Origin of the sequence: Bradyrhizobium sp. STM 3562 (genome assembly GCF_045571435.1) — a bacterium.
Taxonomy (GTDB): Bacteria; Pseudomonadota; Alphaproteobacteria; order Rhizobiales; family Xanthobacteraceae; genus Bradyrhizobium.
The window spans coordinates 6,070,128-6,094,171 of record NZ_CP120694.1 but is presented as its reverse complement, the minus strand read 5'-3'; the positions used below and the strand labels follow the sequence as shown (position 1 = coordinate 6,094,171).

Genomic DNA, 24,044 nt, shown 5'->3' with positions numbered 1-24,044 from the left:
TGTCATGTCGACCAATGCAGCTGGGTTGCGTCGTGCCTTCCACGTGATCACAGGAGAAACTGTCCACGGCTTCGTCTTTGATGATGTCGAGGCCATCTTGGATGCCGTCCAGACGGCCTATGTGGCCCATCATGCCGGTCTGACCGTCAATCCCGACAGCCATTTTTTGCGTTTCCCAATGCGGCCACTCGACCGGATTATTGCACTGCCAGCCTATATCGAATCCTTTCGTGGCGGCGCAGTAGCAGGCATTAAATGGATATCGAGTTTCCCGAAAAACATCGATCATGGCATGCCACGAGCATCGGCAGTGATGATTTTGAACGATGCCGCTAGCGGCTATCCGATAGCTTGCTTGGAAGGCAGTGTTGTCAGTGCTGCCCGCACAGCGGCTTCCGCCGTGGTGGGAGCGTTCCAGCTTAATCGTTTCCGGAAGGAAATTGATGCACTTGCCGTCATCGGTGCCGGCCTCATCGCGCGCTACATACTTGAATTCTTCGTTAGAACAGGATGGCGCATTAACGAACTGAACCTTCACGACATCAGAAAAGAGAACGCCGAAGCCTTAAGTGAACGCTTCACAGCGGTGGTTCATGGACCGATCAAGCTGCACGAGTCGCCAGTCGAGGCGATGCGCTCCGGCACAGTTGTTGTCTTTGCGACGACAGCGGCAAGCCCCTATATTTTTGACCAGCGTAGTGTCGAACACAATCCGCTAATCCTTCATATCTCGCTTCGCGACTTGTCGCCGGAGATCATACTTGCCTGCGAAAATGTCGTGGACGATGTCGAGCACTGCCTAAAGGCGGACACGTCAGCTCATCTGGCTGAGAAACAGGTGGGCCACCGCAATTTTGTTCGCTTTACGCTGCCTTCGATCCTCTCCGGCGGTCGCATTCCCGACGCTCGGCGGCCGATTGTGTTCTCACCGTTCGGGATGGGGATTCTCGATGTCGCGGTTGGGTCCGTGCTTTATCAGCGCGCGCTTTTGAGCCGTAAGGCGGTCGAAATTCGGGAATTCTTCTTCGAAGAAGGATCGGACCTAAACGCCGCTCGTCTGTAACCTATGTGATCTCTTCCATGATCCTATCCTCGCCAATCGCCTACCTCTCCGAAGGCGTTTTCATAGAGCTAAACGAGTTCGTCGGACCGGCCAAGACGTTCTTAAAGCTCGAATCCTTCAACGTGGCGGGATCAATCAAGCTCAAGCCGGCGATCCACATGCTTGACGAATTGCAGAACGCTGGAGGGCTGCACAGGGGGGCGCGGCTCATTGAGTCCTCATCAGGAAATTTGGGCGTCGCTCTCGCAATGGTCTGCCGCGCACGGAAGCTTGACTTCACCTGCGTCAGCGACCCCAACCTGACATCGCACGCGGCGGCCATGATGCGGACATTGGGAGCGAAGGTCGTTGTCGTTACGGAACGGGACGCAAACGGTGGGTTCTTACAAACCCGAATTGACTATATACAGAGAGAGCTTGCTGCGGATCCCTCACTGATCTGGCTCAATCAGTACGCGAATCCTGCCAATTTGCGCGCGCACGCGCGGTCGACCGCGCTTGAGATTCTGCGCGACTTTGCTCGCGTCGACTATCTGTTCGTCGGCACCGGAACATGCGGAACGGCAATGGGCTGCAGCGAGGTTTTCCGTGAACGATCTCCGAGCACAAGAATTGTTGCGATTGATGTGGAGGGGTCCGTTACGTTCGGCGGACGACCTGGGCCGAGGAAAATTCCAGGGCTCGGCACGAGCCGTCGGCCGGAAGTAGCCGATCCGACGAAGGTCGACGAGGTGCTTATCATCTCCGAGCGCGAGACCATCGCGATGTGCCGGGAGCTCGTCCAGCGATATGGAATTCTGCTCGGCGGCTCCAGCGGAACGGTTTTGAGCGGACTGAGAAAGCGAATGGTCCGCCCGGCCGCTGGCGAGGTTGCGATCGCTATCGCGCCGGATTCCGGTGAGCGGTACCTCGATTCGATCTACGACGATGAATGGGTGGCGCGCCACTTTCCGCAGCCTCCGTCACTGACCTAATTGCAGCTTTTGCTCGCGAAACGTGGCCCATCCTCGGCGAAAGGCGCCAGAGAAAACACGCGTTGCTTGGAGATTGTGTGATGAGTGCATCAGTTCGCCGTGCGGTTGCTACAGATATGTACGCTGTCTATCGGCTGCTCCGCCGTTCCACGCTGAACAATCGATCGTTGCCGCTTGCTGCAAGACGGCGCCTATTCAGTCCAGTCTGGGGCGGGGATCAATCATATTTCGGATATTTGATGGAAGATGGAGGAGAAGTCGTTGGTTTCCTCGGGACCTTGTTCACGTTGAGGATCATTCGCGGCCGCCAAGAGCCGTTCTGTGAAATCCACAGCTGGTACGTCGATGATATCCACCGAAACAATAGCCTCGACCTGCTTATGCCGGTACTCGGCCTCCGACGTACACATACGGTCGTGAATTACACTCCAACCGAAACCGTGCATCAGATCGGAAAGAAGTTCGGGTTCGAAGATCTCGAGACAGAACTGCGGTTGTTCTATCCCTTGCCGACCGCCACGATGAATCTTCGAATTATACGACGGAAGTGGGAGATCGGCAGCTATCTGGATCCGGAAAATCTCGCGATTTTCCAAGATCATTTGGACGTGTTCTGCCACCATTTTGTCATCCTGGATCGGTCCGGGTCAGCGCCGTTGTATCTGTTGATGAAGAGCATGCGCAGGAAGTGGTACGAGCCGTTCGGGCGTCTTCTCTATGCAAGTGATTTCAAGCGTTTCGCGCGCCTTGCGGGAGCGCTGGCCTGGCGTCTGTGCATCAGATTTGGATGGCAATGCATTGTAAGCGATGAGCGTTGGTTTTTTCGAAACGAGCCGAGTAGCTTCACACAGGTGGTTAGACGTGAAGTGCCGTCCCAGTTTTACTCGACGAAGGTAGGCCGTGATGAATTTTGTCCCGTGTACTCGCAGCCCCTTCTGCAAGGCTACCGCCTACACTAATTCGCGGCTGTTTTCGGATGAAAGACGGTCAAGACTGACTGCTGTGGGGAGCATCTCGTGCCCGTCCTTCACCAGGACTGTCAGATGTCGAAATTGCCGGCGATGCCGCGCGTGGCTAGGAAGCCCAGGGCGGCACTCTGGATCGCATCCAGGCGTTATGCGGGTTATCTGGATGAAGTCGATGGCGGCAGATGGGCGTTCAATTTTGACGCCCAGCCAAGTCCACCAGAAACTATCAACGCAGCTTGGATCGGCTTAAGTGTGGCGGCGGACCATTCGTTTACATTGGGCCGCGCTCGTTGTGTGCTTCCGCTCCGCGACTTCGAGCATCTTCCTGGAGAGAAGCGGATCTTATTCGGGAGGGGGATACCTGATGGCTGGGGAGAACGCCTTCATCAGACGTCGGATACTCTCTGGGTCCGTATTTCTGGGCCAGTGCTGGAAGGGTGCAGGCTCCTCGGGGAAATCGAGGCGCTGTCGCCGTTTAAGCTACTAGCGATCGTCGACGATCCAGAACGGCGGCTCGTTCCGGCGGCCCGGATAGTCATGGACGGTTGGACGAAATCGGGCAATCTTGGATCGATCGTCGCTCAGGTGAGCGCAATTGAACGCAGTGAATCGGAGACGGTGGCGTACGTTAATGTCATCGGGCAGACCTCGACAGAGAAGGCCGCGCATTGGGCGCTTGCTGTCAGTCCCACGTTTACGGCCCATGGGGTGTGGACACTGGGTTTTAAGGCAGACAAGTTGAAGGATTGGCTCACGGTATCGCAAGTAGTGGATCGAAATGACCTGGCCATGGTTTACAGGCTCCGTCGGGATGCCAACGTGTTCTTCGGCCGTCGGCCGGATGCCGTCGACCTTGCCAGTTGGACAGATCCGCTCGATCAATCCGCGATTGTCCTTCTCGCCAGGCTCGGCCAGAAGCCGGTCGCATCCGCCCGTCTAGTGCTGAATGGAGGGAATCCCAACCTTAGTGAAATGGCACAAATTGTGCACCTGCCCGAATTCTTGTGGCAACAAGGGTTCGCCGAAGTCTCGCGCATGGTTGTCCATCCCGACTATCAAGGATTGTCCGTTCGCATCGTGTTGTTTCGCGAGGTGGCCCGTTTGGCCCTGATGTCGGATAGTCGCTATCTCCTTTTCGACGCGATCCCAAAGCTCGCATCGCTCTACGAGAAAATAGGTGCTATCGACCTGCAACTGCAGAAGAAACATCAAGACAGTGATGAAATCGAAACGCTGATGTACCTCGATATCCGAGCGCTGATGCGTCAACTCGATCTCAGGGCAGTATATCTCCTGGTCAAGTTTGGCCGGATGCTCGTGCGATATGCTCGCGTGCAAGGTGCTGATGGCTTGGAGCTGGATGGCGCGCGGCCGAACGGGCTGATCGGACTATGTGTGCGTGCCGCTGCCTGGCTCCCTCTCTTTTAAAGCGGAGAGAGGATCGGGTAAAAACATCGAAATGAATTTCTGGTGACTGCGCCTTTGCGTATCGCTCGCGAGAACAATTGTTGAAGATATCTCACGTGGTGCTTTGTCGAATTGGCTGCTGGATGACCAGAATGGACCGTTGTCAAAGCGGGGTTCTCAAGAACAGAGCAGCCAGGTCTACGCGGGACGTAGCTGGCCCTAAGGTGATACGTCACCGCACGGCTCGCAATAAAACGATAGGAGCTCACGGTTGACGCCGGCAACGCCGTCGTTGACGCGGGCCCAGGAGCACGGCTTGTGAAGTGGGTCGGCACGAAATTTAGGCGTCAACCTGCCCTTGATTGCGTTACTGTAAGGGGAGGAGAGTACATGAGGTTCTCCGGCCTCTAGCGGTGATCAGGTCTGTGCAATCTGCGCGCAGATCCACGGTACGCGGAAATCGTAGCAGCGGTTTGCCGTGCTCGTTGCTAAACTGGTAGCGGTGCTTTGACTCGTGATAAGCGAGATGAAAGCCTTGCCCCTTGAGCTTCCGACCGGGCGGGCGGCTCTTATCGGACAAGACAGTGAGACAGTAGGTAACAAGGTAGAAATTGATGAAGAGGGCTCGCTCCGCGGCAGGGCTCAATGCGACCGAGCCTAGAACTAATTGGCATCTGATTGCAGCCAGAAAACAACATGCGCTAGCAGTTAGGCAACTTAGAATGCTGGGGAAACTCGACCATGAGGCTCCTAACTATGGTCGTCGTCTCGGCTTCTTTCACCGGTCCAATCGGAAGCTGGGCGCCCGTCATCGTGCTACAATCCGCGCTGTGTGTTTCTTCGGCCAAGAAAAATGTAGTCCATCGAATCCGAATTTGGACATGGCTGGATGACTATGCTCAGAGTGCTCCGGCCGCGCATCGAGTTACCAATTCATTAGAAGCGATCCATGCAGGATTTAAACCGGGTAAGCATGGGTGTTAGGCTGTGCATGAAATGCAAGTTGCTCGAGGGCAGCAGGTCTTCGCCCTCAGGCGCGCAACCGTTCGTATCAGCGCACGAATGTCGTGGCAGCGGACGCTTTCCTACGGAGCTGCTGGTTGCAGAGCGATAATGGACACGGCGGCGCGGATGACAAACCATGCCAGGTAAGCTGACCCAGAGCTCTCGCGAACGAAGGATTGATCGAAGCATCGAGGGAGAACCAATGGTGGTCGAAGTCGGAGGCGTACCACTTGATGCGTCCGTTTACTATGGAGGCAAAACCTGCGACGGCTTCGGAGCAGTGCAGGATAATCGTTATCCACAACAACTCCCTTATTAACTTCCACCTCCGATAGGCAGTCGCCTTAGCGGACACCGGGGCACAATCCTTTCGCCTTAAAAAAGAAACGGCCGTGCTTGATGGGTCGCGCGAGGCGCAAGAGACGTCCTCGCAGGCACTTCAATAGTCGCGCTTGGCGTCGTGCCGGGAGCGTCTGAGAGGTACGCCAATCTTCTTTGGTCCCGCTTTAGCTGGGGTCATCGCGTCGATGCCGCGCGATTCGAGAGCGCCGTAGACCTTAGCGTAAGCATAGCCGGCATCGGCGGTGACCGTTTTCATGTCGATGCCTGTAGTCGCTTGAAGCTCATGCTGCGCCAGGAGAGCGAGTGGCTGCGCATCGAGCGCGACGTCTAAAAAAGTGGATTGCGATCTTTTGTCGGAACCCGGACATGCGCTCCGGTTCATAGGAGATCACTGCTGGGCTTATCCGGCGGGGCTGATGTGCGCCGCTCGAGATTTTGCCTGCAGGCCATTACGCGTGACGTGATCGCCCGGCGAGCGAGAGGGAAGGTCCAATGCCATGCTCTTGGTTGAAATTCGGCAGGTGCGTCGATGACAGTTGTGGACGCTATGGCGGCCCGTGAGTTCATGCCGTACTGCGAGTGCGGGGGTGTGGCGCCTGTCGTGGGGGGCGAGCGGCTGATGACATGGCATACGCGCCGGTTGTGGAGCCACTGCGGCGCGTTGGGATCACGGACGGTAGTCATCGCCTGCCGATCGCGCCGAACGTCATCGAACGTAATTTTTTCAGCCGTGGCGAACCGGACTTGCTCGCCGTACCGGCTACATTCCTGCTGCTGGGGCGGCTCCATCTGCCGGCGATCATGGACCTCTTCAGCCGCAAGATCGTCGATTGGGCTATGCGGGATCACACGCAGGTCGAAGTTCCGCCTTTAAGATGGCCATCCAGCAGCCGCACTCGAGGGCGGGCTTGATCCATCAGTCCGCTCGCGGCGTGCGTCTGCCTCGCAGGACTATCGCGCGGTCCTGACACGGCCGCCGGAATCGCTGAAATGAGCTGCACAGGCACCTACGACAATGCCCCGATGCAGAGCTTCTTCCATACCCTCAAGACCGAGCCGGTCATCATCGCCAATACAACACCCGAGCCGAAGCCCAGCGCGACATTTTCACCTTCACCGAGGGCTTCTACAACGAGCCCGCCTCCATTCCGCCATCGGATATACTGTCCCGATCAAGATGGAGCTAAAAGCATCTCAACCAGTCCACTTTCTTGAGAGAAGAAAAGCCCCGTGGTGCCCAGCTTTGGAGCGGAGCCGCGGCTGCGCGACAGCGTTCAATAAGGCCGCTATTCGCTCCAGGGGCATCGGGGTGCGCAGTGTCAGCTTTCGACCTATGACCCGTCCGGATCGACTGAATCGGGCACCGAGACTTTTTGCGGCATCAATCCCGTGTACGCCTTCGGGCGAATTGGACGACTGGTGCGCTTCCGCATTGGAAATTAAGGACGAATCAAGGCGGAGGTCAAGAGCGGGGGCGGAGGCCCCTGTAAAAGGAGCAACGCAGATCGTGTTGATCAAAACTATGGAAGTCGCGATCGAAACGAAAATGGCCTGAGTAACACAAAGGCAATCACTGCGGAGAGGCTTCATGAACTCAAGCACATGCACGGGCCTGGCAGTTGGCGCCTCGATCGCGCTTTCGACAGCGGCATTTGCGGAGGACATCGCGGTCGCAGTAGCCGGACCGTCACCGAATCCGCCTTCGCCGCCAGATCAAAGAACGGCGTCGAGATGGCCCATTGAACAAATCAATGCGGCGTACGACGGACTTGGCAAAAACGTGCGCACAGTCGCAGCTAGCTCATTGAATGTCCGCCGATGCTGCTTGACTCGATCAAGGGCCGAGCAGATGTCGCTCACGGGAGGTGTCGGTATGACTGAGCGACCAATGCGGATCTAAAATCCGTCATTAAGCGCCACTTGAACGCGGGGACTCATCGTTGATAACAGCCCCATTGCGCAAATCGAGACTGAAGTCTGGTTATGGTATTGTTTTGTGCAAACGCATAGGTCGGCACGCGGCCGCGGTCGCCGGCCGACGTTCTCGCGTCGGATCGTCCATGCCCGGCCAAAGTGGGTATCGCGACGCGGTATTGCGCTTTGGACGCACTTTCTGGTCTTCAGGCGGCGCGGATGGCTGCAATCAGGCTCGGTTTGCCGAGGATGTTCATCACCCGTGTGAGGTTATAGGCGAGAGCATGCAGCGCCATCTCAGCGGCGACATTCCGTAGGCGCTTCATCAGAAAGTGGGTCGCACCCATACGGGCTTTGATCGTGCCGAAGGGATGCTCGACCGTCTCGCGCCGCGTCCGCATGGCTGGACCTCCTCGACCACATGCTTATGCTCCCAGCGCGTGATGCGGCGCTCCTTTGACGGCGTATATTGGCTCTTCATCGCGCAGCCTGGGCACGCTGCTGTCGACCAGTAACGGCGCAGCGTCATTCCGTGCTCGATCTTGGTGTAATGATAGGGGAGCAGCTGGCCGGATGGGCAGCGGTAGACGTCCTCATCAGGCAGGTAGGCGAAGTCCTGTTTGCCGAACCGGCCCTCCGCCTTGGCGTTCGACGTCATGGGCTTGGGCAAGGTGACTGCAACGCCAGCCTCTTCGCAGGCTAGTATCTCTTCTCCGTCGAAGTAGCCACGGTCGGCGACCGCCTCGAGTTTGTCCACTTCGAGCACTTCTTTGGCTTGCTTTCGACATCCGAGCAAGCTGCCCACGGTCGTTGCCGACGTTTATAACCTCGTGCGTAACAATCAGATGGTGTTCGGTGTCCACCGCGACCTGGACATTGTAGCCGACGACACCCGATCCGCGCCCACTGGTAGCCATCGAACCGGCATCCGGATCGGTGAGCGATATCTGTTGATCCGGCGTGTTGCGCATCTGCGCATCAAGCACTTCCAGGCGGCTCACCTCCTGCTTCAGCCGAGCGATCTTTTCCTTGATCCTCGCTGTCTTGATGCTGATCGCTTCCGGTGGCTCCTGCCGATCCGCGCTATCGAGTTGACGCGGATATCGACCGACGCTTTCCTCGCTCTGCGCCATCCGCCTCGCCGCCTTCGCATGCGTGAAGTTGCGGTCGTGGTTGTTCACCGCCTTGAATTTGCTGCCGTCGATTGCGACGCTCGGGGTCTGCAACAGGCCCATTTGCCGGCATAGTGCAATGAACTTCGCGCAAACCTTCCGGATCGCCACACCATTGTCCTTCCGGAAATTGGCGATCGTCTTGTGATCGGGAGCCAGGCGGCCGATCAGCCACATCACCTCGATATTGCGGCATGCCTCACGTTCCAGGTGACGACTGGATTGCCCCCGATTGAGATAACCGTAAATGTAAAAGCGTCAGAAGGGCTGCCGGATGATAGGAAGGCCGGCCCGTCTCCTTGGCGATCACACGCTCAACCCCCATTCCATGCAGATCGAGCGCCTCGACGAACACGTCATCACATGGACGGCGTTGTCTTCGCTTACCCAATCCTCCAGACATTCCGGCAAAAGCGTCAGCTGGGACTGTCCGCGCCTTCAACGAGGCGTCCCATCCGTATCCCCTATCAGGAAACGGAGGAATGTGGCTTTTCACACATGGGGTTAATTCCGGTCAGAGCCATCCTGAGGCTCTGCGAATCAGCTCTCCAAGCAATCGATGAGGCTCACCCCTCGCGCCTGCAATGAACGAGAACTGCAATGGAGCATTATGTTGGACTGGACGTTTCGCTGAAGCTAACAACGATCTGCATCGTTGATCGGGCGCGGAAACGTGAGGGAGTTGTTGATTCCGACCCGGAGGTGATCGCGGCATTCATCCAGTCAAACGCGCCGTATGTCGCGCGGATCGGGCTCGAAACAGGGGCAACGTCGACATGGCTGTGGACCGAGTTGAATAAGCTGGGGCTGCCCGTCATCTGCATCGATGCCAGGCACGCCAAGGCGGTGTTGAAAATGCAGGTCAACAAGAGCGACCGCAACGATGCCGTAGGCATCGCCCGCATCATGCAGGGCGGATGGTATAAAGAGGTGCGCGACAAAGACCTCGACAGTCATGCGGTGAAGGCTCTGTTGGTCAGCCGGGCTCTGCTCGTCAAGATCAAGCGGGATCTTGAGAACGAAATCCGCGGGCTCCTAAAGAACCTCGAGCTGGTTATTGGCAGGCCTTCGATACGCACTGATGCCGCAGGACGATCTGACGCCTGACCTCGCCGACCAGGCGAGTGTCGACAACGCCGCGAAGGAAGCGGCGCGCCGCGATGCGGAGGACAACGAGACGATCCGCCGCTGGATGGGCCATCCGAAGGGCCGCGACCAAGGTCAATTATCCGTCTTCACGTCGAACCAGACTCATGTGCCTTCGGCCGGCTTGATCTGCGCAGTGGTCGAAGCCGTAGGCGGCGGTGGTGGCGGCGGCACGGCCGGCGCGGCCAGAACAGGGACGACAGATAACCGCCCACCTCGACGCCCTAGCAAAGATGAGCGTGTTCGCATTGCGTGCTGCGGAGCTCACCAAAGATCGGCCGGAACTCGCCGTGGCGGTAACGCCGCTACTCACCGCGCGAGTTGCCATCGAGCAGCAGATTGCGGATCTCGACCGTAAGGTTATGAAGCTCGCACGCAGCAATGCTCAAGTGCGACAGTTTATGACGGCACCTGGCATCGGACCTGTCACGGCTCTTTGCTTTCTTGCAACGATCGACGACCCTATGCGCTTCAAAAAGTCAAGAAGCGTCGGGGCCTATGTCGGACTAACGACCCGACGATACTCCTCCGGCGAGATCGACTGGACGGGTCGAATCTCGAAGTGCGGCGACAAAATGTTGCGAAGTTATCTCTTCGAGGCAGCCAATGTGCTGCTCACACGCGTGGCAAAATGGTCAGCGCTCAAAGCCTGGGGCATTCGGCTGGCAAAGCGAAGCGGGCTGCGCAAAGCCAAGGTTGCGGTCGCGCGAAAGCTCGCGGTCATTCTGCATCGGATGTGGATCGATGGTACCGAATTTAGATGGTCGTCAAAGGAGACCGCCATGCAAACAATATAGCAAACCAGCGAATTCCCGCCGACCACCGGCGAAATCCAAGGTCCCTGCCGGGACGCTGGCGTTGGTGCGATCGCCCCTGGCTTTGCGATGCTCAAAAGGCAAGCCCGCTTCACACATTGATCCGCCAGCGTCATCCTACGCCATCATGCGGAGGGCATGCCCCTACCGCGGAGAGAACCATGAACCCGGCAAGGACGTCTTTGGAGAGTCTTGACCGCAGGCCCGGAATTAGAGAACAGCCAGGGTCAGAAGTTAACATTTCGTGGCGGTCAGCGGCATTGACCAGATGGAATCCGCGCACTGGGGAGACGGAGCGTACTATGTCCGAATACACAGCCGCCATTCCAGAGAAGTTCGCGGGTGCAGCCCTCAGGCGCGCGTCCAGTACGCAGCCGACCGTCAACCGCCCTGCGACGGGGCGGCCAAATGCGCCGTGTTTGTGAAAAACGAGATTCTCGCGAGGAGTTCTCTTCAAGACCTCGCCGCAATGGGGAAGTTCTTTGAGCCGATCGCGCTTAGAGAACGCATCATCCTGCATGATTCAAAAAAAGAGTCTCCACCAGGTCTATTTATCATCGGGACTGGTGTCGTTAAGGATCGTCGCCGCGGGAAGCTCGCTAGAAATGGCCATCATCGGATATCGGGGAGTAGTCGGAGCCTCTCTCCTGGTAGGACCTCATCTTCCGACATATGAATCTGTAGTACTCTTTGCGGGAAACGCACTCAGGATCCGAGTCGAGAATTTAAGGCGAGTGATGAATGACCGCGCTGAAGTCCGAGAACATCTTCTCCGGTACGTCCAAGCGTTGCATTTGCATCGCGCTCGTTGCAGCTCAAACCCGCGCAGATGAAGAACGCGGAGGTTGTATCAAGGCACCGGCCCATGTCCTTGGAGAGGCATTCCGACAGAAGCGCTTTTGGCCCAGATCGCCGTTTCCAAAGATGCCGATGGCCAGCCGCTCTAGCGGCAGCGGTTATCTACGCCCGCGACAAGGTCGAACTCGACCGCAAGCTGATGCCGCAATGCGATCGTGGCCGACTACATCTTCAGCGAGATCAAAAAGGGCCGAACGGGTCTTTGGCGACCACACCACTTTCCCGATGCTCGCTCGCGGCTCCGGATCGACGAAGGGGCCTACTTATGCACCTACGCCCGAGATGACCGAACCTTTAGTCGCAACGGTCCCCCGAAGGTGGCTTATCGCTTCGAAAACAGCCGCTCCGGCGAATGGGCGATCCGGCATCTCAGTGGTTATCGCGGTATCCTGCAGATGGGTGTGTGTGGACCCCCAGTAAATGCAAGGAAAGTTTAACTTCGGAACGGGTATGTGGTCGGATGCTGACCTGTGTTCTGTCCCGTGATGCGACCTCGGCACGTCGCGGGCCCTTATGGAATGCGTGTAACGGATCCAATTCGGTTGCGCGTCATCCACCTCTTGACTCCTTCGATTCCGGTCCCTCACCGACTGCCCATAATCCTCAGTTAGAGCTTACCACATTCCCACGTCTCCGAGCTTCTGGCGTTGCGTTACGCAGCAGCAGACGCTGGATCTTTGCAACCGCCACCGCGGACCATTCCACGCGACAGTCCTGCTGGCGATCCATGTTGCCTTGCCTATCGCACGACAGCAGTCGCACCAAGCACCGCCACCTTGCCACAATCGATGCCGTCGCCGGGCGTCCGCTCCATCGGCTATGCCGCCTAGCACTACTTTGGCAGAATCTGTTTGCGCCAGTGTTTTTCAAGGATTTGTCTTCGGCAGTATGGGCACCGTTGAGGCGGCGGCCGAAGGATGAGATCGACGATGGCGTGACGTACGGCGGGCATCGTTGGCTGGGGCGGCGGTCCGTTGATTCTTTTTTTCCGCCCCGCGTGTGCGAGGCGACGATGCTGTAGGAAGGCATAGGCAATCATTGTCATTAGGGCGTGGCGATGAAGGCCCTGCCATGATCGCCCCTCGAAGTGATCAAGTCCAAGCTCCTCCTTCAACTGCTGATGCGCCTGCTCACAAATCCATCGTGCCTTGATGGTGGCAGCTAGTGTGCGCAGATCTGTCGCCGCCGGGAGATTGGCAAGATAGTATTTCTTCTCCCCTGAGGCACGTTGCTCGCCAATGAGCCAGGCTTCGTCGCCCGGGAGATGCTGCTGACCCTTATCCCAGATCCGCTGCGGAGGGCCGTCGGCGGTGCGGACACGGAGAGCAGCAAATCGGGCTTTCAGCCGACCTTTCGTCCCGCTGCGCCAACTCACGGTTTTCCATTTGGCGCGGCGGATTGCGTCAATGATGCCATCACATTTGCTGGCTTCTGCTCACACGCAGGCGCAAGTTCGACAAGCGGCATGTCGCAGCGGGCTAGAGAGTGGTAACGACGCTCGAGCGGATAGCAAAACTCTGGCAGGTCGAGAAGACCTGCGCGGTCAAAGCACCGACGCGCGTTGCCGCGCGTCAGCAAGCCTCCACTGCGGTCGTAGCAGATCTGTGCCATCTCTGGCACCAGACCTTGCGCCGGTGAACCTCCTCCGAATTGATGGGGCACCTGTAGTAGGCTCGAAGAGCCAGGAGGTCTCGGATGGAAGGACGTCAACGTCGCTCGTTTACGGGCGACTACAAGCGGCAAGCGGTTGATCTCGTCGCGTCGAGCGGGCGCTCGATCGGGTCTGTGGCCAGGGAGCTTGGCCTGCGCGATTCCGTGCTGCGGCGGTGGGTGGAGCAGCGAGGGGCTCGGCTGGAGCCGACGGCAGCGGCGCGGCGCCCCCCAACGCTGGCGGCGCTGCCGTCGGCGGACCACGCGGCAGAGATCGCGCGTTTGCAGCGAGAGAACGAGCGGCTGCGCATGGAGCGCGACATTTTAAAATCTTTGCTGGAACACGGACATGAGATTCCGTTTCATCGAAGATCGCCGCACCGATTATCCGGTGACGCTCCTGTGCGACGTGCTCGGCGTCTCGCCGGCCGGCTATTATGCCTGGCGCTCGCGCCCGGAGAGCCGACGATCTGCGGCCAATCGTGACCTCGTCGACGACATCAGGCGAGTCGGCGAGTCCACCGCGACGCCCGCGGGCGTTATGGCAGCCCGCGTATCCATGTCGAGTTGAGGGCTCTGGGCCGCGCGGCGAGCCGTGGTCGCATCGAGCGATTGATGCGGCGTCACGGCATCAGGGCCATCATGGCGCGGCCCCGCCGGGTGCGGACCACCGACAGCCGCCACGACCTGCCGATCGCCCCGAACCTGCTCGACCGCAACTTCATCGCCGCTGCTCCGAACCAGATCTGGCTGGCCGATATCACCTGCATCGAGACCGATCAGGGCTGGCTCTATCTGGCCGCCGTCATGGATCTGTACAGCCGCAGGATCGTCGGCTGGGCGATGGCGGATCATTTGCGCGCCGACCTGCCCTTGGCAGCCTTGCGGATGGCGATCTCGGCGCAGCGGCCAGGTGCCGGCCTGATTCACCGATCGCGGCGTTCAATATGCCTCGGCGGATTACCGCAAGGTGATGCAATCCGCCGGCCTCAGGGCGTCGATGAGCCGCAAGGGCGACTGCTATGACAATGCTCCGATGGAGAGCTTCTTTCACACGCTCAAGACGGAGCTCGTCCACCACCGGCACTATGCAACACGGCCAGAAGCCACACTGGACCTCTTTGCCTATATCGAGGGCTTCTACAATCGAACTCGTCGTCACTCCGCCATCGGCTATATCGGCCCGATCGAGATGGAGCTAAAAGCAGCTTAACCTTGTCAATTTTTCGGGGGAGGATCACCGGATCTCCGGCGAATCAAAGGGAGTGTTCGAAAGAATGGAGCCCACTAATTCTTACTTGCCCGACTGACCGGTGTCGAAAACGACTGAGGCCGCGAAAGAAGAACGGGTGTCGCGCGTCACGGAAAACTGCCCCCTCATATTGAATGTTACCGAAGCGGATCCCCGTTTCGTCCTAGACCGGCTTACCGCAGGTCCGAGCAAGCCTCGCGAAGCGCGCCCTCCATGCGCTGTAGCGAGCGAGCGGTTTGCGGTGATTAGGCGAAGGCACCTGTCGGGAGTGGCGCATTCCAGCCGCCGATCGACGCGCTTGCCCAGTTCATTTTGGGCATCCCGCATCTGCGCCAGCAATGCGAGCGGATCAAGCGAGCGATAGATCTCTCGCAGCCTGCGTTTGAATGCCTCATAGACAATTCGTATGGACGAACGCTCGTTCGTACGGCTGCCGGAGGAAGATAGCGCTTGATCACCTTGGCGGCTTCGCAGTGCTTCTCCTTCAGCTTAAACGAAGGAAACCGCCGTAGCCCACCAGGCGGCGAACGATAGCTCCGTTCTTTTGTTCAACGAATGCTTGATCGTTCTTCTTGTAGGCCCGGAACGAGTTACTTCGACATCTGAGAGCGGCACCACGACACGACCGTGTCGTTCATGAAGGGCTGTCGTTGTCAAAATCGAGCTCGCGAACGGGCCAGGGAAATAGGTTCTGCGCGCGTTCAAGAGCCTCGACCACAAGAGCTGCTTCACGTACGACGAGCGGAAAGCATTCGGTCCATCCCGTTGCGATATCCACCAGCGTCTGAATGAACGCGCCGGATACGGACATGCCACCGTGCGCAACCAGATACGCTTCGCAGTAACCCGGCGGAGGTGATCCCCAGTGATTGAATGTGCGCACCGGGACCTGCCGCCGTACGGCACTGGAAAAGCCCGCCGTCGGTTCCTCCGGCTGCTGCGATCTTTACGTCGCTCAGCAGGCGGTCGATCGACGCCGCTCAACTTCAAAACGAGCGACCGCTCATCAGCAGAAAGCTTCAATGTGCGGTGCCGGGAGCAAGAACGGGATCATCGCGACGAGCCGCTTACTGCAGATCGAAGAAATGCTCAAAGCAGGTTACATGGAAGACTGGGCACGAGAGAGCTCCTGATGACATCGCTCAATAGCCTGGCCTAAGCGCGAGCTTGAGCGCATTCCGCAAGTAGATAGGCCCAACGTTGTTACGATCGGTTAGCGGGGCTATCTGCTCAGTACGGGCTTGGGAGTAGACGGGCATGCTTGCGTCAAGGAGCCATCTTTGTTCTGAGCTGAGTTTAACATCGAGGGAAACTGTCGTGAGCGGGAAACGTGCATCTTAAGCAGCAAACAGTACGCAGCGCACGCTTCTGACGCTTTCGCGCCACGCTAACCAAGCGCCCGCGCAGTTTGGTTCATTGTGTACAAAGTTCGCGCCCCGCTACCCAAAGCAATCTGTAAATTTAGGGATGCGAGGAGCGGAATGGTCCGCACCGCGACGTCACTGATTGAGCGATTAGCTGGCGTTCGACGAAGGCCCTTCAGGTCGACAATGATTGGGGGCGCAAGTGGCCAGTCTCTTCAAGAGGGGAGGGGCAGGCGGCCACTGTTCATGTGAAGCATTTGGAGATTCTTTGATGAAGATGACGAAGCGCCTTTTTCTAGGTTCGGCGGCGTCTCTGATCGCCTTGGGGGGGGCGCAGGCGGCTGATCTGCCTGTTAAAGCTAAAACAGTCGAGTACGTGACGGTCTGCACCCTCTATGGCGCTGGATTTTACTACATCCCGGGCACTGATACCTGCATCAAATTGGGCGGATACTTGCGCGCTGAAACGACGTTTAACACGAGCGGACATTACACTCCGCCAGATAGCGGCTTGGGTGGCGCTCGCAATCGCCTGAGCGACTATTTCAGTGCGCGTTCTCGTATAGACCTCTCCGTCGATACGCGTACTGCAACCGAGTACGGCGTGGTCCGCACGTTCGCTGAGGTGGCCTGGACCTATACAGGCGGGACCTATAGCGGGACCGGCGCTGGCGGGACGTCGTATCCGACGTCGCCCGGTAACCAGATCTCGCAGGGCACTCCCGCACTTTACTACGCCTTCATGCAATTCGCAGGCTTCACATTCGGCAGGGCTACGTCCCAGTTCAGCACTCCGTGGGCCGAGTACCCCGCAAATGCCTTCGAATTGCCAGGCGCTGGAGGTTGGGACCCCATCAACCAGGTCGCATATACCATCGCCTTGGGGCAAGGCGTCTCGGCCTCTTTCTCTGCTGAGGATCCGGTTGCCCACAATCAGCTCGCCATTTGGAACGTGAGCGGAGCGACAGCTGCTGGGCTGGCTACAGGTGCGTATGGAGCGAATGACTTCGGCGGTTCGCGAGCTCCCGACCTGATCGCGTCGGTAACTGTTGATCAGATATGGGGCTTCTTCAAGGCCTCGTTGGCTGCGCACGACAACCATGCCGCGTACTATGGCGCCACCGAGCTCACCGGGCATCCGGACGATAAGTGGGGCTGGGCTGGTCAGCTGGCATTGTCAATCAAGAACGTTCCGACCGGGCAAGGCGATACGATCAACATGTCAGGTGTATATACGTACGGTGCAAGCCGTTACAACTTCCACGACTATACGGATGCGCCCGCCTTCGCTATGTACGGAGCTACGACTGTTGCTGGGGCTTACCAGAGCCTCGCCCTCGCTGGTGTCTCTGATTCCGTGTTCGTGGCCGGCTCCGGCCAGCAGCTAACGACAACGTTTGGCTTCCAGGGCGGCTATACCCATAACTGGGATCCACAGTGGGCAAGCAGCATCTTCGGCGCGTTTTCAGCGGTGCGTTACAACGACACAGCTAGAGGTTATATCTGCGGCGGGTTCGTAGCAAACCTCGCGCTCTCCACTGGAGTTGCTGGGTGCAACCCTAGCTTTAACTACTCCGTTATCGGTACGAGGACGGGCTGGACTCCGGTCAAAAACCTGACCTTCTCGGCAGAACTGGCGTACACGATACTCGATCAGAAGCATGCGAGCGGAAGCACTGTAACTCTGCCCCTCCAGACGTCTATCGCGAAGCCGGCTGGTACCTATGAGCTGAAGGACCAGAGCGCCCTGACGCTGTTGCTTCGCGCTCAGCGCAACTTCTGATTTCATTATCAAACTAGCGGAAGGAGAGACAAACCGGCTCTATTCATCTAGACCTCCAAGAAAGGCCTCCCGGTATGCCCACTGGGGGCCTTTCCATTTTGGAGACCTGTTCGATAATAGACGGCAAATCGCGCAGTCGCGAGCTGGCAGGCGGGACGGGATAAAAAGTAGCTCACTGTGGAGCGCACAAGGTGATCGCGCTGACTCTTCCGATATTTCTCGATCCGAGACTATCACAGGACCACACCCAGCGCCGCCGCCGAGGTTCTCTTGATCGCTGCGGGATGGTGCGGTTCTCGGTGGACAGTGTGAGCGTGTCGACGGAGTGAAACCCAAGAAGCGCCGAAACCGGCGTATCGCTCCGGCGAGAGCCGCCTTCCCGGAATACGGTCGAGCGTGAGATGATTTGCTGATAAATTTGCCAGCAAATGAGCAACGTGACGACAGTGACTGTTCTAACCGGTCCGGAGCGCGAAGGCGCTTGACCACTGCCGAGAAGTGTCGGATCGTGGAAGAGAGTTTGGCACTCGGGGCGAGTGTTGTCGAAATTGCGCGCCGACATGATTTCACCCCAAATCTGCTTGCGGTTTAGCGCCGGCAGATGCGCCAGAGGCAGTTGAGCGGCGAGGCCGTGCCGGCTCTTGTTCCTGTTGAGATCACCTCTGCGCCGCTGCAGTACCCTTGACGCGCCGCAACTGGTCGCAGCACAGGGCCGGCATCATCGAGACCGAGATTGGCGGCGGCTGTCGCGTGCGCATTGACCGGAACGTGGACGGCGAGGCACTGCAGCGGGTTCTTGAGCTTCTGAAATAGCGATGATCCTCCTCCGAGCGGCGTCGGGATCTGGATCGCCGCTGGCCACACCGACGTGCGTCGCGGAATGCAAAGCCTGGGCCCTTGCGGTCCAGGAGAGCCTGAAGCGCGATCCCCATGCTGGCGATCTTTACATCTTCCGGAGGCGCCGCGGCGATCTGATCAAGATGCTTTGGCGTGGTGTGCTGCAGAGCATGAAAGACGTGAATAACCGGAGTTAATGCGGACAGTTTTATGAGAGATGGAGGACGCCCTCCTGCATCGGCGTTCCCGCGCAGGTGCAAAACCACGACACTGTGGCTTCGCTTAAACGGCGCGATCAGTGTTGCAAAAGTCTCGGGTTTACGGGGCAAATAGGTATTCAGAAGGCGAGCGAAAGCGAATGTTCCGATGATCTCGAAAACTTACTAAGACGTCGCCAAAATCAGGGGCGCGTGCCATCCCTGAGATCAATCCCTGAGACGCCTGGATTACTGTGCCTTTGGCGATGGGCGTTTAGGGGACGCGATCTGGACACAGTATTTTGTAGGGAACTGCAGGAACCAGTCGTTTTGTAATGAGCAGGAGGACATGTGAGTGTAACCTGACGTAAGCAGTACAATATCGACAAGCAGACAGTGATGAAGGGCTACAAGCTGATCAAAGCCAATGCGGGCGCGCCGGCGTGCGATAAGGTATCGCTCGAAGCTTTTGAGAAGGACTTGAAGGGCAACCTTACAAGGTCTGATACATGGATTGCGCGGAACTTCCCGCAGTCGCCCTCGTGTCGATATGTGGACGATCGGCTCGTCCATTGCCGAACCAAGGCTGACGCGGAAGCCATTAAGCGGCGCTGCAAGCAAGTTTTGAGGAATGCGAAGTCGAAATGCATCCCGACAGGACCAAGATCGTCTACAAGACAGCAATCGCCCGGGTAGCCATGCCAGCCAGTCATTTGAGTCTCTGGGATTTACCTTTCGCCCGCGTAGGGCAAGAAACGTACGCATCCGGTGACGGCCGCCTTGTCGAGTGAGGCATGTTGTTGAGAACTGTCCTTATGGACATGTGTGGACGCCCCCAGTGATGCAAGAAGAATCTCTGGAACGAGCAAGGAGCGCGGTCGGGTGCTGACATGTGTCCGGCCTCTGATGCGGCCGTTATTTGCCGCCGGCCCGTATGGGAGTTCGCGGAGCGGGTCCAATTCAGTGATGCGCGCTCGGGGCGCGTGTCCATAACCTGGTTTTCCCGATCCCGTCTCTGACCGTTGCGCCATACTCTCCGTTCGACCTTCTCGCACCGCGGGCAGTGGTGAAGCTAGCCCGCCATAGCCGGAGCTCGATACGTTCCGCCTCTTGCCATCAATGCCCAGACTATGCGCGCCATCTTGTTGGCAAGCGCCACAATCACCAGCATGGGTGGCTTACGATTCAACATGTTCGTGAGCCATGGGTCGGAAGAGCCCCTGCGCCTTTGCCCACCGCACCGCAGCACTTGCGCCGATGATCAGTAGTCTGCGTAGTGTTCGCTCACCCATTCGAGAGGTCTCACCAAGCTTCTGCTTTCCCCCGGTTGAGCGCTGCAGCGGTGTTAGACCGAGCCAAGCTGCAAAATCGCGGCCCTTCTTGAAGGCCTGAGCAGTCGGGGCTAACGCAACAAGCGCTGTCGCGGTAACAGGCCCTATCCCGGGAATGGTCATTAATCGCTTGGCTTCCGTATCCGCTTTAACACGATGGGCGAGTTCTTGGTCTAAATGGGCGATCTTCTCATCCAGGGACTGCAACTGGAGATGAGCAATTGTAGGATCGATTGGGCCATCGCGGGGATATCTGCTATCCTATCCAGGAGTTTGGCGACGTGACAGGGCTCCTTTGCGACGACGATCCCGAACTCAGCCAGATGGCCTCGTATTGCATTGATGATTTGGGTTCGCTGGCGAACCAGAAGATCGCGAGCACGAAATACTAGAGACGCTGCCTGTTGCTCTTCTGTTTTTATTGCTACGAAACGCATGGTTGGCCGCTGTGCGGCTTCACAGATCGCTTCCGCATCGGCTGCGTCGTTCTTTTGCCGCTTCACATACGGCTTGACGTAAGCGGGTGCAATGAGGCGAATCTGACGCCCCAATTTTGCGATCTCTCGCCCCAAATGATGGCTGCTCGCGCAGGCTTCCATGGCAACCGTAGAGGCCGGCTGCGTGGCGAAAAACTTGAGTACCTGATCTCGTCGCAGCTTCTTGCGGAAGATTACGGCTCCTGAAACGCTCGAGCCATGTACCTGAAACACGTGCTTCGCAAGATCCAACCCAATTGTACCAACGCCTGACATGAGAACCTCCGTTTCGAATGATGAACACCGCCACTGCCACAGGGAAGCCGTAAGGGGGCGTCCACCCCATCAGTGATAGGTGCAGTGCCCAAGTCGAACGGCTTGAGGTGGTGGACACGCGCCGGCGGCGGCGCTGGTCCGAGGATGAGAAGCTCAAGATCGTCCTGGAGAGCTTACAGGCGCCGCGCCAGGTCGCGGCAAACAGCGCAGCGGTATGGCGTTTCGCGCTCATTGCTGCTGCGATGACGACGCTCGTTTCGGCCGGAGCCGAAGGATGCCGCCGATCAACCTGGCTTCGTACCGGCGATAGTCTCGGAATCAGGGCCGACGCCTGGTCCAGTCGCGCCGGCCAGCAGCGGCGGGTCGATCGAGATCGAGTTTGCGGCCGGGGCTCGGATGCGGATCACGGGCGCGGTCGACGCGGCGACGCTGAAGGCCGCCGTGGCGGCGCTGGCAGATGGACGCCACCGGTGATCCCCATTGCGTCGGGCGTGCGGGTGTGGATTGCGACCGGCCACACCGATATGCGTCGCGGAATGAACTCGCTGGGCTTGCTGGTGCAGGAAGCCTTCAAGCGAGACCCGCACGGCGGCGACCTCTATGTGTTCCGCGGCAAAAGCGGCAAGCTGATCAAGATCCTTTGGCACGATGGACTGGGCATGTCGCTCTACGCCAAGCGGCTGGAGCGCGGCCGCTTCGTGTGGCCGTCGTCGGCTGATGGCGTGGTGACCATCACCCCAGCCCAGCTTGGCTACCTGCTCGACTACCCATGCGAAAGCTCCTCCTCGTGAAGCTCAGTGATTCTGAGATCGAGATGATCGAGCTCGTGATTGCGTAGTTTTCGAACAGCCTCAATCACGCGCGACGTATTGGAGAACAGGTGCGCGCCGGAAGGGTGACCATCGATCAAAAGGCGCCCTTGCCTGATCTGAACGTAGAGCCAGTTCACGGGAATGTTCAATACGCCGGCGAGTTCCTGTGCGCTGAGCAAGTCGGGTGAATGCTGCCATCGCGTACGTTGCTCGGTAAGCCCCTTGAGGCCGGCGTGCAAGCGAATGCGCTGGACGGTGATCGGCAGCACTTTGTCGGGGCAATTTGGCGACCGATGTCCTTCGCTCGTCAACATGGCAGCGATCTCGTCCTCGTGCATCTTGGTGCGGGCGAGCTCGAGCACGCGTTCTCGCATTTCCGCGCCTTGGGTGAGATTCGCTACTGAGTTGACACGCATCTTGACCTCGATCTCGGTGACGGCTCCGCCGCGCCAGACGATCCTCACCCCGGCAACGTCGTGCTCGCCGCGGTCGAGGATCACCTTGTCAATGAGACAGCGCAGCAGCGCTTTGCGTTTCGCGTCGGTCGTGCTCGGGTCCGTCCAGATCTCAGGCAGACGGCCGGAGAGGCGGACTTTGTTGTTCAGCGCCCTGTTGCCGACGGTGATCTGAGCGATAGCCTGGGGAGACTTCAAACGGGCCAGGGCCTCCTCTGCCGCTCGGACCTCCTTCAGAGCCGCCTCCCAACGGCGCTCGAGCTCGGCGGCGACGAGCCGGTTGTCAGGATCGACGCGGTTGAACTGACGTTCGGCGAGCGTTGCTTCGTAGCGCCGGCGCTCGAGCTGCTGCTCGGCATTGCTCCGTATTGCTTTGTACGTCTGTTGCTGAGCGCGACGAGCGCACGACAACGCGTCGATCTCGGCCGGCGCCAGCGCCGTGAGGAACGCTTGCGCCACGGCGGCGTCGACGCGGGGAGCACGGATGTATTGGCATGCCGGCAGCCCCTGATGCGAACGCAGGTGATTGCAGACGTACTCGGCGCCCCTCTTGTAGCGAGCGTACATCTTGTGACCGCATCTTCCGCACCATGCGATGCCTTGCAGCAGTAGTTCGCCCTCACGTGGAGCACCCCTGGTCTTGTTGCGCATGTATTCTGCTCGGTTGTCGCTGACGATGCCCCTGATCTTCTCGTAGCTTTGCCAAGCGATGTAGGCAGCATAGCGGTCCTTGACGATGATCCGCCATTGCTCGATCGGCTTCGGCGCTTGTGCCGGTAATCTTCCGTCCGACGGTTTGCGCAGTTGTGTCCGTCCGTAGACGAAGGCACCCGCATAGGCGGGATTCTTCAGAATCGTTGCAACCGCGGATGTCGTCGCTCGCGCCCAATGCAGATCGCCGTGACGATCTCGGCGCGGCAGCTCCAGACCGCGGTCGTTGAACTCACGCATGACCTTGGCAATGGTGCGCACCTTCAGGAAGGTCTCGAACAGCAGTTCGAGCCGTTCCTGCACCTCCAGGTTCGGGTCCTTGACGACAACGCCAGAGGGATCGCGGACAAGGCCGACCGGCAAGGTGAGCGCAAGCTCACCGCGCTCCGCCTTGGCGAGAAGACCCGCCGTCAATCGACTGCGTATCGTATGGAGCTCGAGCTCCGATATCGTCCCTTTTAGGCCGAGCAGCAGTCGGCCATTCGCGCTGCCGGGGTCATAGACGCCATCACGGTCGGCGATGAGGCAGCCGTGCAGCCCGCAGATATCGAGCAGCGGATACCAATCCGAGCAGTTGCGGGCGAGGCGCGTCATGTCGATCGACAAGATCAGACCAACCTCTTTGAGCCCGACACGTCCGACCAGCTCCTTGAAGCCGCTGCGCTGAGCCGCCGACGCCCCACTGATGCCGAGATCAGCATCGATGACGTCGATGCCAGCTTCGTGCCAGCCGAGCTCGATGGCGCGTTGGCGAAGCGCGTATTGCAATCGCAGACTCTCTTGGTTGGTCACCACCTGATGGGTCGTCGACTGCCGTATGTACACGACCGCCCGTCGCGCCAAGTGTATCGGCTTGACCAGCTCGGATTTCATGACTTGCCTCCGCCAGCACTGCGGCGACCTCGTTGACGATTTGGCGCTGCAGTGCTGTTGGCAGCGTGGCCCAAAAGTCTTTCGGATCGATCGGCATCGTGTTCGAGCTGCTCAACCAGAGAAGTCAGATCGTGTAGTGCCTCGACGCTCAGCTTCGTTCGATTCTCCATCGACATCCGTGGTTCGGTTGCCGCGACCGGAATCAAAAGGCTGGCACCATCTCGATATTCCACCTCGTACGAAAGCGGAAAGCCGCCGCCACGATGGACCGAACGGCGAATGACGCGGAACGTGCGGCCGAACAACGGATGCGTCGGTTCGCACACTGTAACTTCGATGGCGGGTGATTCGTCAGACTCCCCC

15 protein-coding genes and 8 pseudogenes are annotated in these 24,044 nt (G+C 58.6%); 15 read left to right on the top strand and 8 right to left on the bottom strand.

Annotated elements, in window-relative coordinates; genetic code table 11:
* Positions 1-4 precede the first annotated feature (4 nt).
* The 4 genes from sbnB (at position 5) to P6U23_RS28240 (ending at position 4,433) form a co-directional block, all read left to right on the top strand.
* A complete protein-coding gene (gene sbnB / locus P6U23_RS28255) occupies positions 5-1,063 on the top strand; it encodes a 2,3-diaminopropionate biosynthesis protein SbnB (protein WP_407175693.1) in 1,059 nt (352 codons plus the stop codon).
* 17 nt (positions 1,064-1,080) lie between these two features.
* Positions 1,081-2,037, top strand: a complete 957-nt coding sequence (gene sbnA, locus P6U23_RS28250; protein WP_407175692.1) for a 2,3-diaminopropionate biosynthesis protein SbnA — start codon at positions 1,081-1,083, stop codon at positions 2,035-2,037.
* Positions 2,038-2,117: 80 nt separating this feature from the next.
* Positions 2,118-2,996: a hypothetical protein gene (locus P6U23_RS28245; RefSeq protein WP_407175691.1), complete on the top strand. Its 879-nt coding sequence runs from the start codon at positions 2,118-2,120 to the stop codon at positions 2,994-2,996.
* A gap of 84 nt (positions 2,997-3,080) precedes the next feature.
* Positions 3,081-4,433: an N-acyl amino acid synthase FeeM domain-containing protein gene (locus tag P6U23_RS28240; RefSeq protein WP_407175690.1), complete on the top strand. Its 1,353-nt coding sequence runs from the start codon at positions 3,081-3,083 to the stop codon at positions 4,431-4,433.
* A 1,423-nt stretch (positions 4,434-5,856) separates the two neighbouring features.
* Here the strand turns inward: P6U23_RS28240 and P6U23_RS28235 are convergent.
* Positions 5,857-6,015, bottom strand: a complete 159-nt coding sequence (locus P6U23_RS28235; RefSeq protein ID WP_407175689.1) for a hypothetical protein — start codon at positions 6,013-6,015, stop codon at positions 5,857-5,859.
* A 368-nt stretch (positions 6,016-6,383) separates the two neighbouring features.
* Between P6U23_RS28235 and P6U23_RS28230 the strand changes: the two genes are divergently transcribed.
* Positions 6,384-6,671 carry a hypothetical protein gene (locus tag P6U23_RS28230; RefSeq protein WP_407175688.1) on the top strand — a complete coding sequence of 96 codons (288 nt, stop codon included), beginning with the start codon at positions 6,384-6,386 and terminating at the stop codon, positions 6,669-6,671.
* Positions 6,672-7,347: 676 nt separating this feature from the next.
* A pseudogene (locus P6U23_RS28225) lies at positions 7,348-7,496 on the top strand (branched-chain amino acid ABC transporter substrate-binding protein); the annotation flags it as partial.
* A 383-nt stretch (positions 7,497-7,879) separates the two neighbouring features.
* Here P6U23_RS28225 and P6U23_RS28220 read toward each other — a convergent pair.
* Positions 7,880-9,265, bottom strand: a pseudogene (locus P6U23_RS28220) (IS1182 family transposase).
* A 180-nt stretch (positions 9,266-9,445) separates the two neighbouring features.
* Here P6U23_RS28220 and P6U23_RS28215 point away from each other — a divergent pair.
* The 3 genes and pseudogenes from P6U23_RS28215 to P6U23_RS28205 form a co-directional block, all read left to right on the top strand.
* Complete coding sequence (locus P6U23_RS28215) at positions 9,446-9,952, top strand: transposase (RefSeq protein WP_407175687.1); 507 nt, start codon at positions 9,446-9,448, stop codon at positions 9,950-9,952.
* A 272-nt stretch (positions 9,953-10,224) separates the two neighbouring features.
* Positions 10,225-10,749 (top strand): annotated as a pseudogene (locus P6U23_RS28210) (IS110 family transposase); the annotation flags it as partial.
* Between the two features lie 912 nt (positions 10,750-11,661).
* Positions 11,662-12,062 (top strand): annotated as a pseudogene (locus P6U23_RS28205) (transposase); the annotation flags it as partial.
* 468 nt (positions 12,063-12,530) lie between these two features.
* On the opposite strand, the pseudogene P6U23_RS28200 reads toward P6U23_RS28205, so the two are convergent.
* Positions 12,531-13,054 (bottom strand): annotated as a pseudogene (locus P6U23_RS28200) (transposase); the annotation flags it as partial.
* Between the two features lie 305 nt (positions 13,055-13,359).
* Between P6U23_RS28200 and P6U23_RS28195 the strand changes: the two are divergent.
* A pseudogene (locus tag P6U23_RS28195) lies at positions 13,360-14,527 on the top strand (IS3 family transposase).
* 673 nt (positions 14,528-15,200) lie between these two features.
* On the opposite strand, the gene P6U23_RS28190 reads toward P6U23_RS28195, so the two are convergent.
* A complete protein-coding gene (locus P6U23_RS28190; protein WP_407175686.1) occupies positions 15,201-15,377 on the bottom strand; it encodes a hypothetical protein in 177 nt (58 codons plus the stop codon).
* 58 nt (positions 15,378-15,435) lie between these two features.
* Between P6U23_RS28190 and P6U23_RS28185 the strand changes: the two genes are divergently transcribed.
* The 4 genes from P6U23_RS28185 to tnpB (P6U23_RS28170) all read left to right on the top strand — a co-directional run bounded on the left by P6U23_RS28185 (position 15,436) and on the right by tnpB (P6U23_RS28170) (position 18,747).
* On the top strand, positions 15,436-15,699 hold the full coding sequence (locus P6U23_RS28185; protein ID WP_407175685.1) for a hypothetical protein: 264 nt from the start codon (positions 15,436-15,438) through the stop codon (positions 15,697-15,699).
* Between the two features lie 502 nt (positions 15,700-16,201).
* The gene (locus tag P6U23_RS28180) at positions 16,202-17,713 is read left to right on the top strand and encodes a porin (protein ID WP_407175684.1); all 1,512 of its coding nucleotides are present in this window, start codon (positions 16,202-16,204) and stop codon (positions 17,711-17,713) included.
* 508 nt (positions 17,714-18,221) lie between these two features.
* Entirely contained in the window at positions 18,222-18,305 is an 84-nt protein-coding gene (locus tag P6U23_RS28175; protein WP_407181613.1) for a hypothetical protein, read from the top strand.
* Positions 18,306-18,528: 223 nt separating this feature from the next.
* A complete protein-coding gene (tnpB, locus tag P6U23_RS28170; RefSeq protein WP_407175683.1) occupies positions 18,529-18,747 on the top strand; it encodes an IS66 family insertion sequence element accessory protein TnpB in 219 nt (72 codons plus the stop codon).
* A gap of 1,072 nt (positions 18,748-19,819) precedes the next feature.
* Here the strand turns inward: tnpB (P6U23_RS28170) and P6U23_RS28165 are convergent.
* A pseudogene (locus P6U23_RS28165) lies at positions 19,820-20,830 on the bottom strand (IS110 family transposase).
* A gap of 470 nt (positions 20,831-21,300) precedes the next feature.
* Between P6U23_RS28165 and tnpB (P6U23_RS28160) the strand changes: the two are divergent.
* On the top strand, positions 21,301-21,621 hold the full coding sequence (gene tnpB / locus P6U23_RS28160; protein WP_407175682.1) for an IS66 family insertion sequence element accessory protein TnpB: 321 nt from the start codon (positions 21,301-21,303) through the stop codon (positions 21,619-21,621).
* Here tnpB (P6U23_RS28160) and P6U23_RS28155 read toward each other — a convergent pair.
* From P6U23_RS28155 to P6U23_RS28145, 3 genes and pseudogenes are all read right to left on the bottom strand, one after another.
* Positions 21,594-23,171: a recombinase family protein gene (locus P6U23_RS28155; protein WP_407181612.1), complete on the bottom strand. Its 1,578-nt coding sequence runs from the start codon at positions 23,169-23,171 to the stop codon at positions 21,594-21,596. The genes tnpB (P6U23_RS28160) and P6U23_RS28155 overlap by 28 nt on opposite strands.
* A 72-nt stretch (positions 23,172-23,243) precedes the next feature.
* Positions 23,244-23,681 (bottom strand): annotated as a pseudogene (locus P6U23_RS28150) (recombinase family protein); the annotation flags it as partial.
* Positions 23,678-24,007, bottom strand: coding sequence for a hypothetical protein (locus tag P6U23_RS28145; protein ID WP_407175681.1), 330 nt, complete (start codon positions 24,005-24,007; stop codon positions 23,678-23,680). The gene P6U23_RS28145 and the pseudogene P6U23_RS28150, both read right to left, overlap by 4 nt.
* Positions 24,008-24,044: the final 37 nt, after the last annotated feature.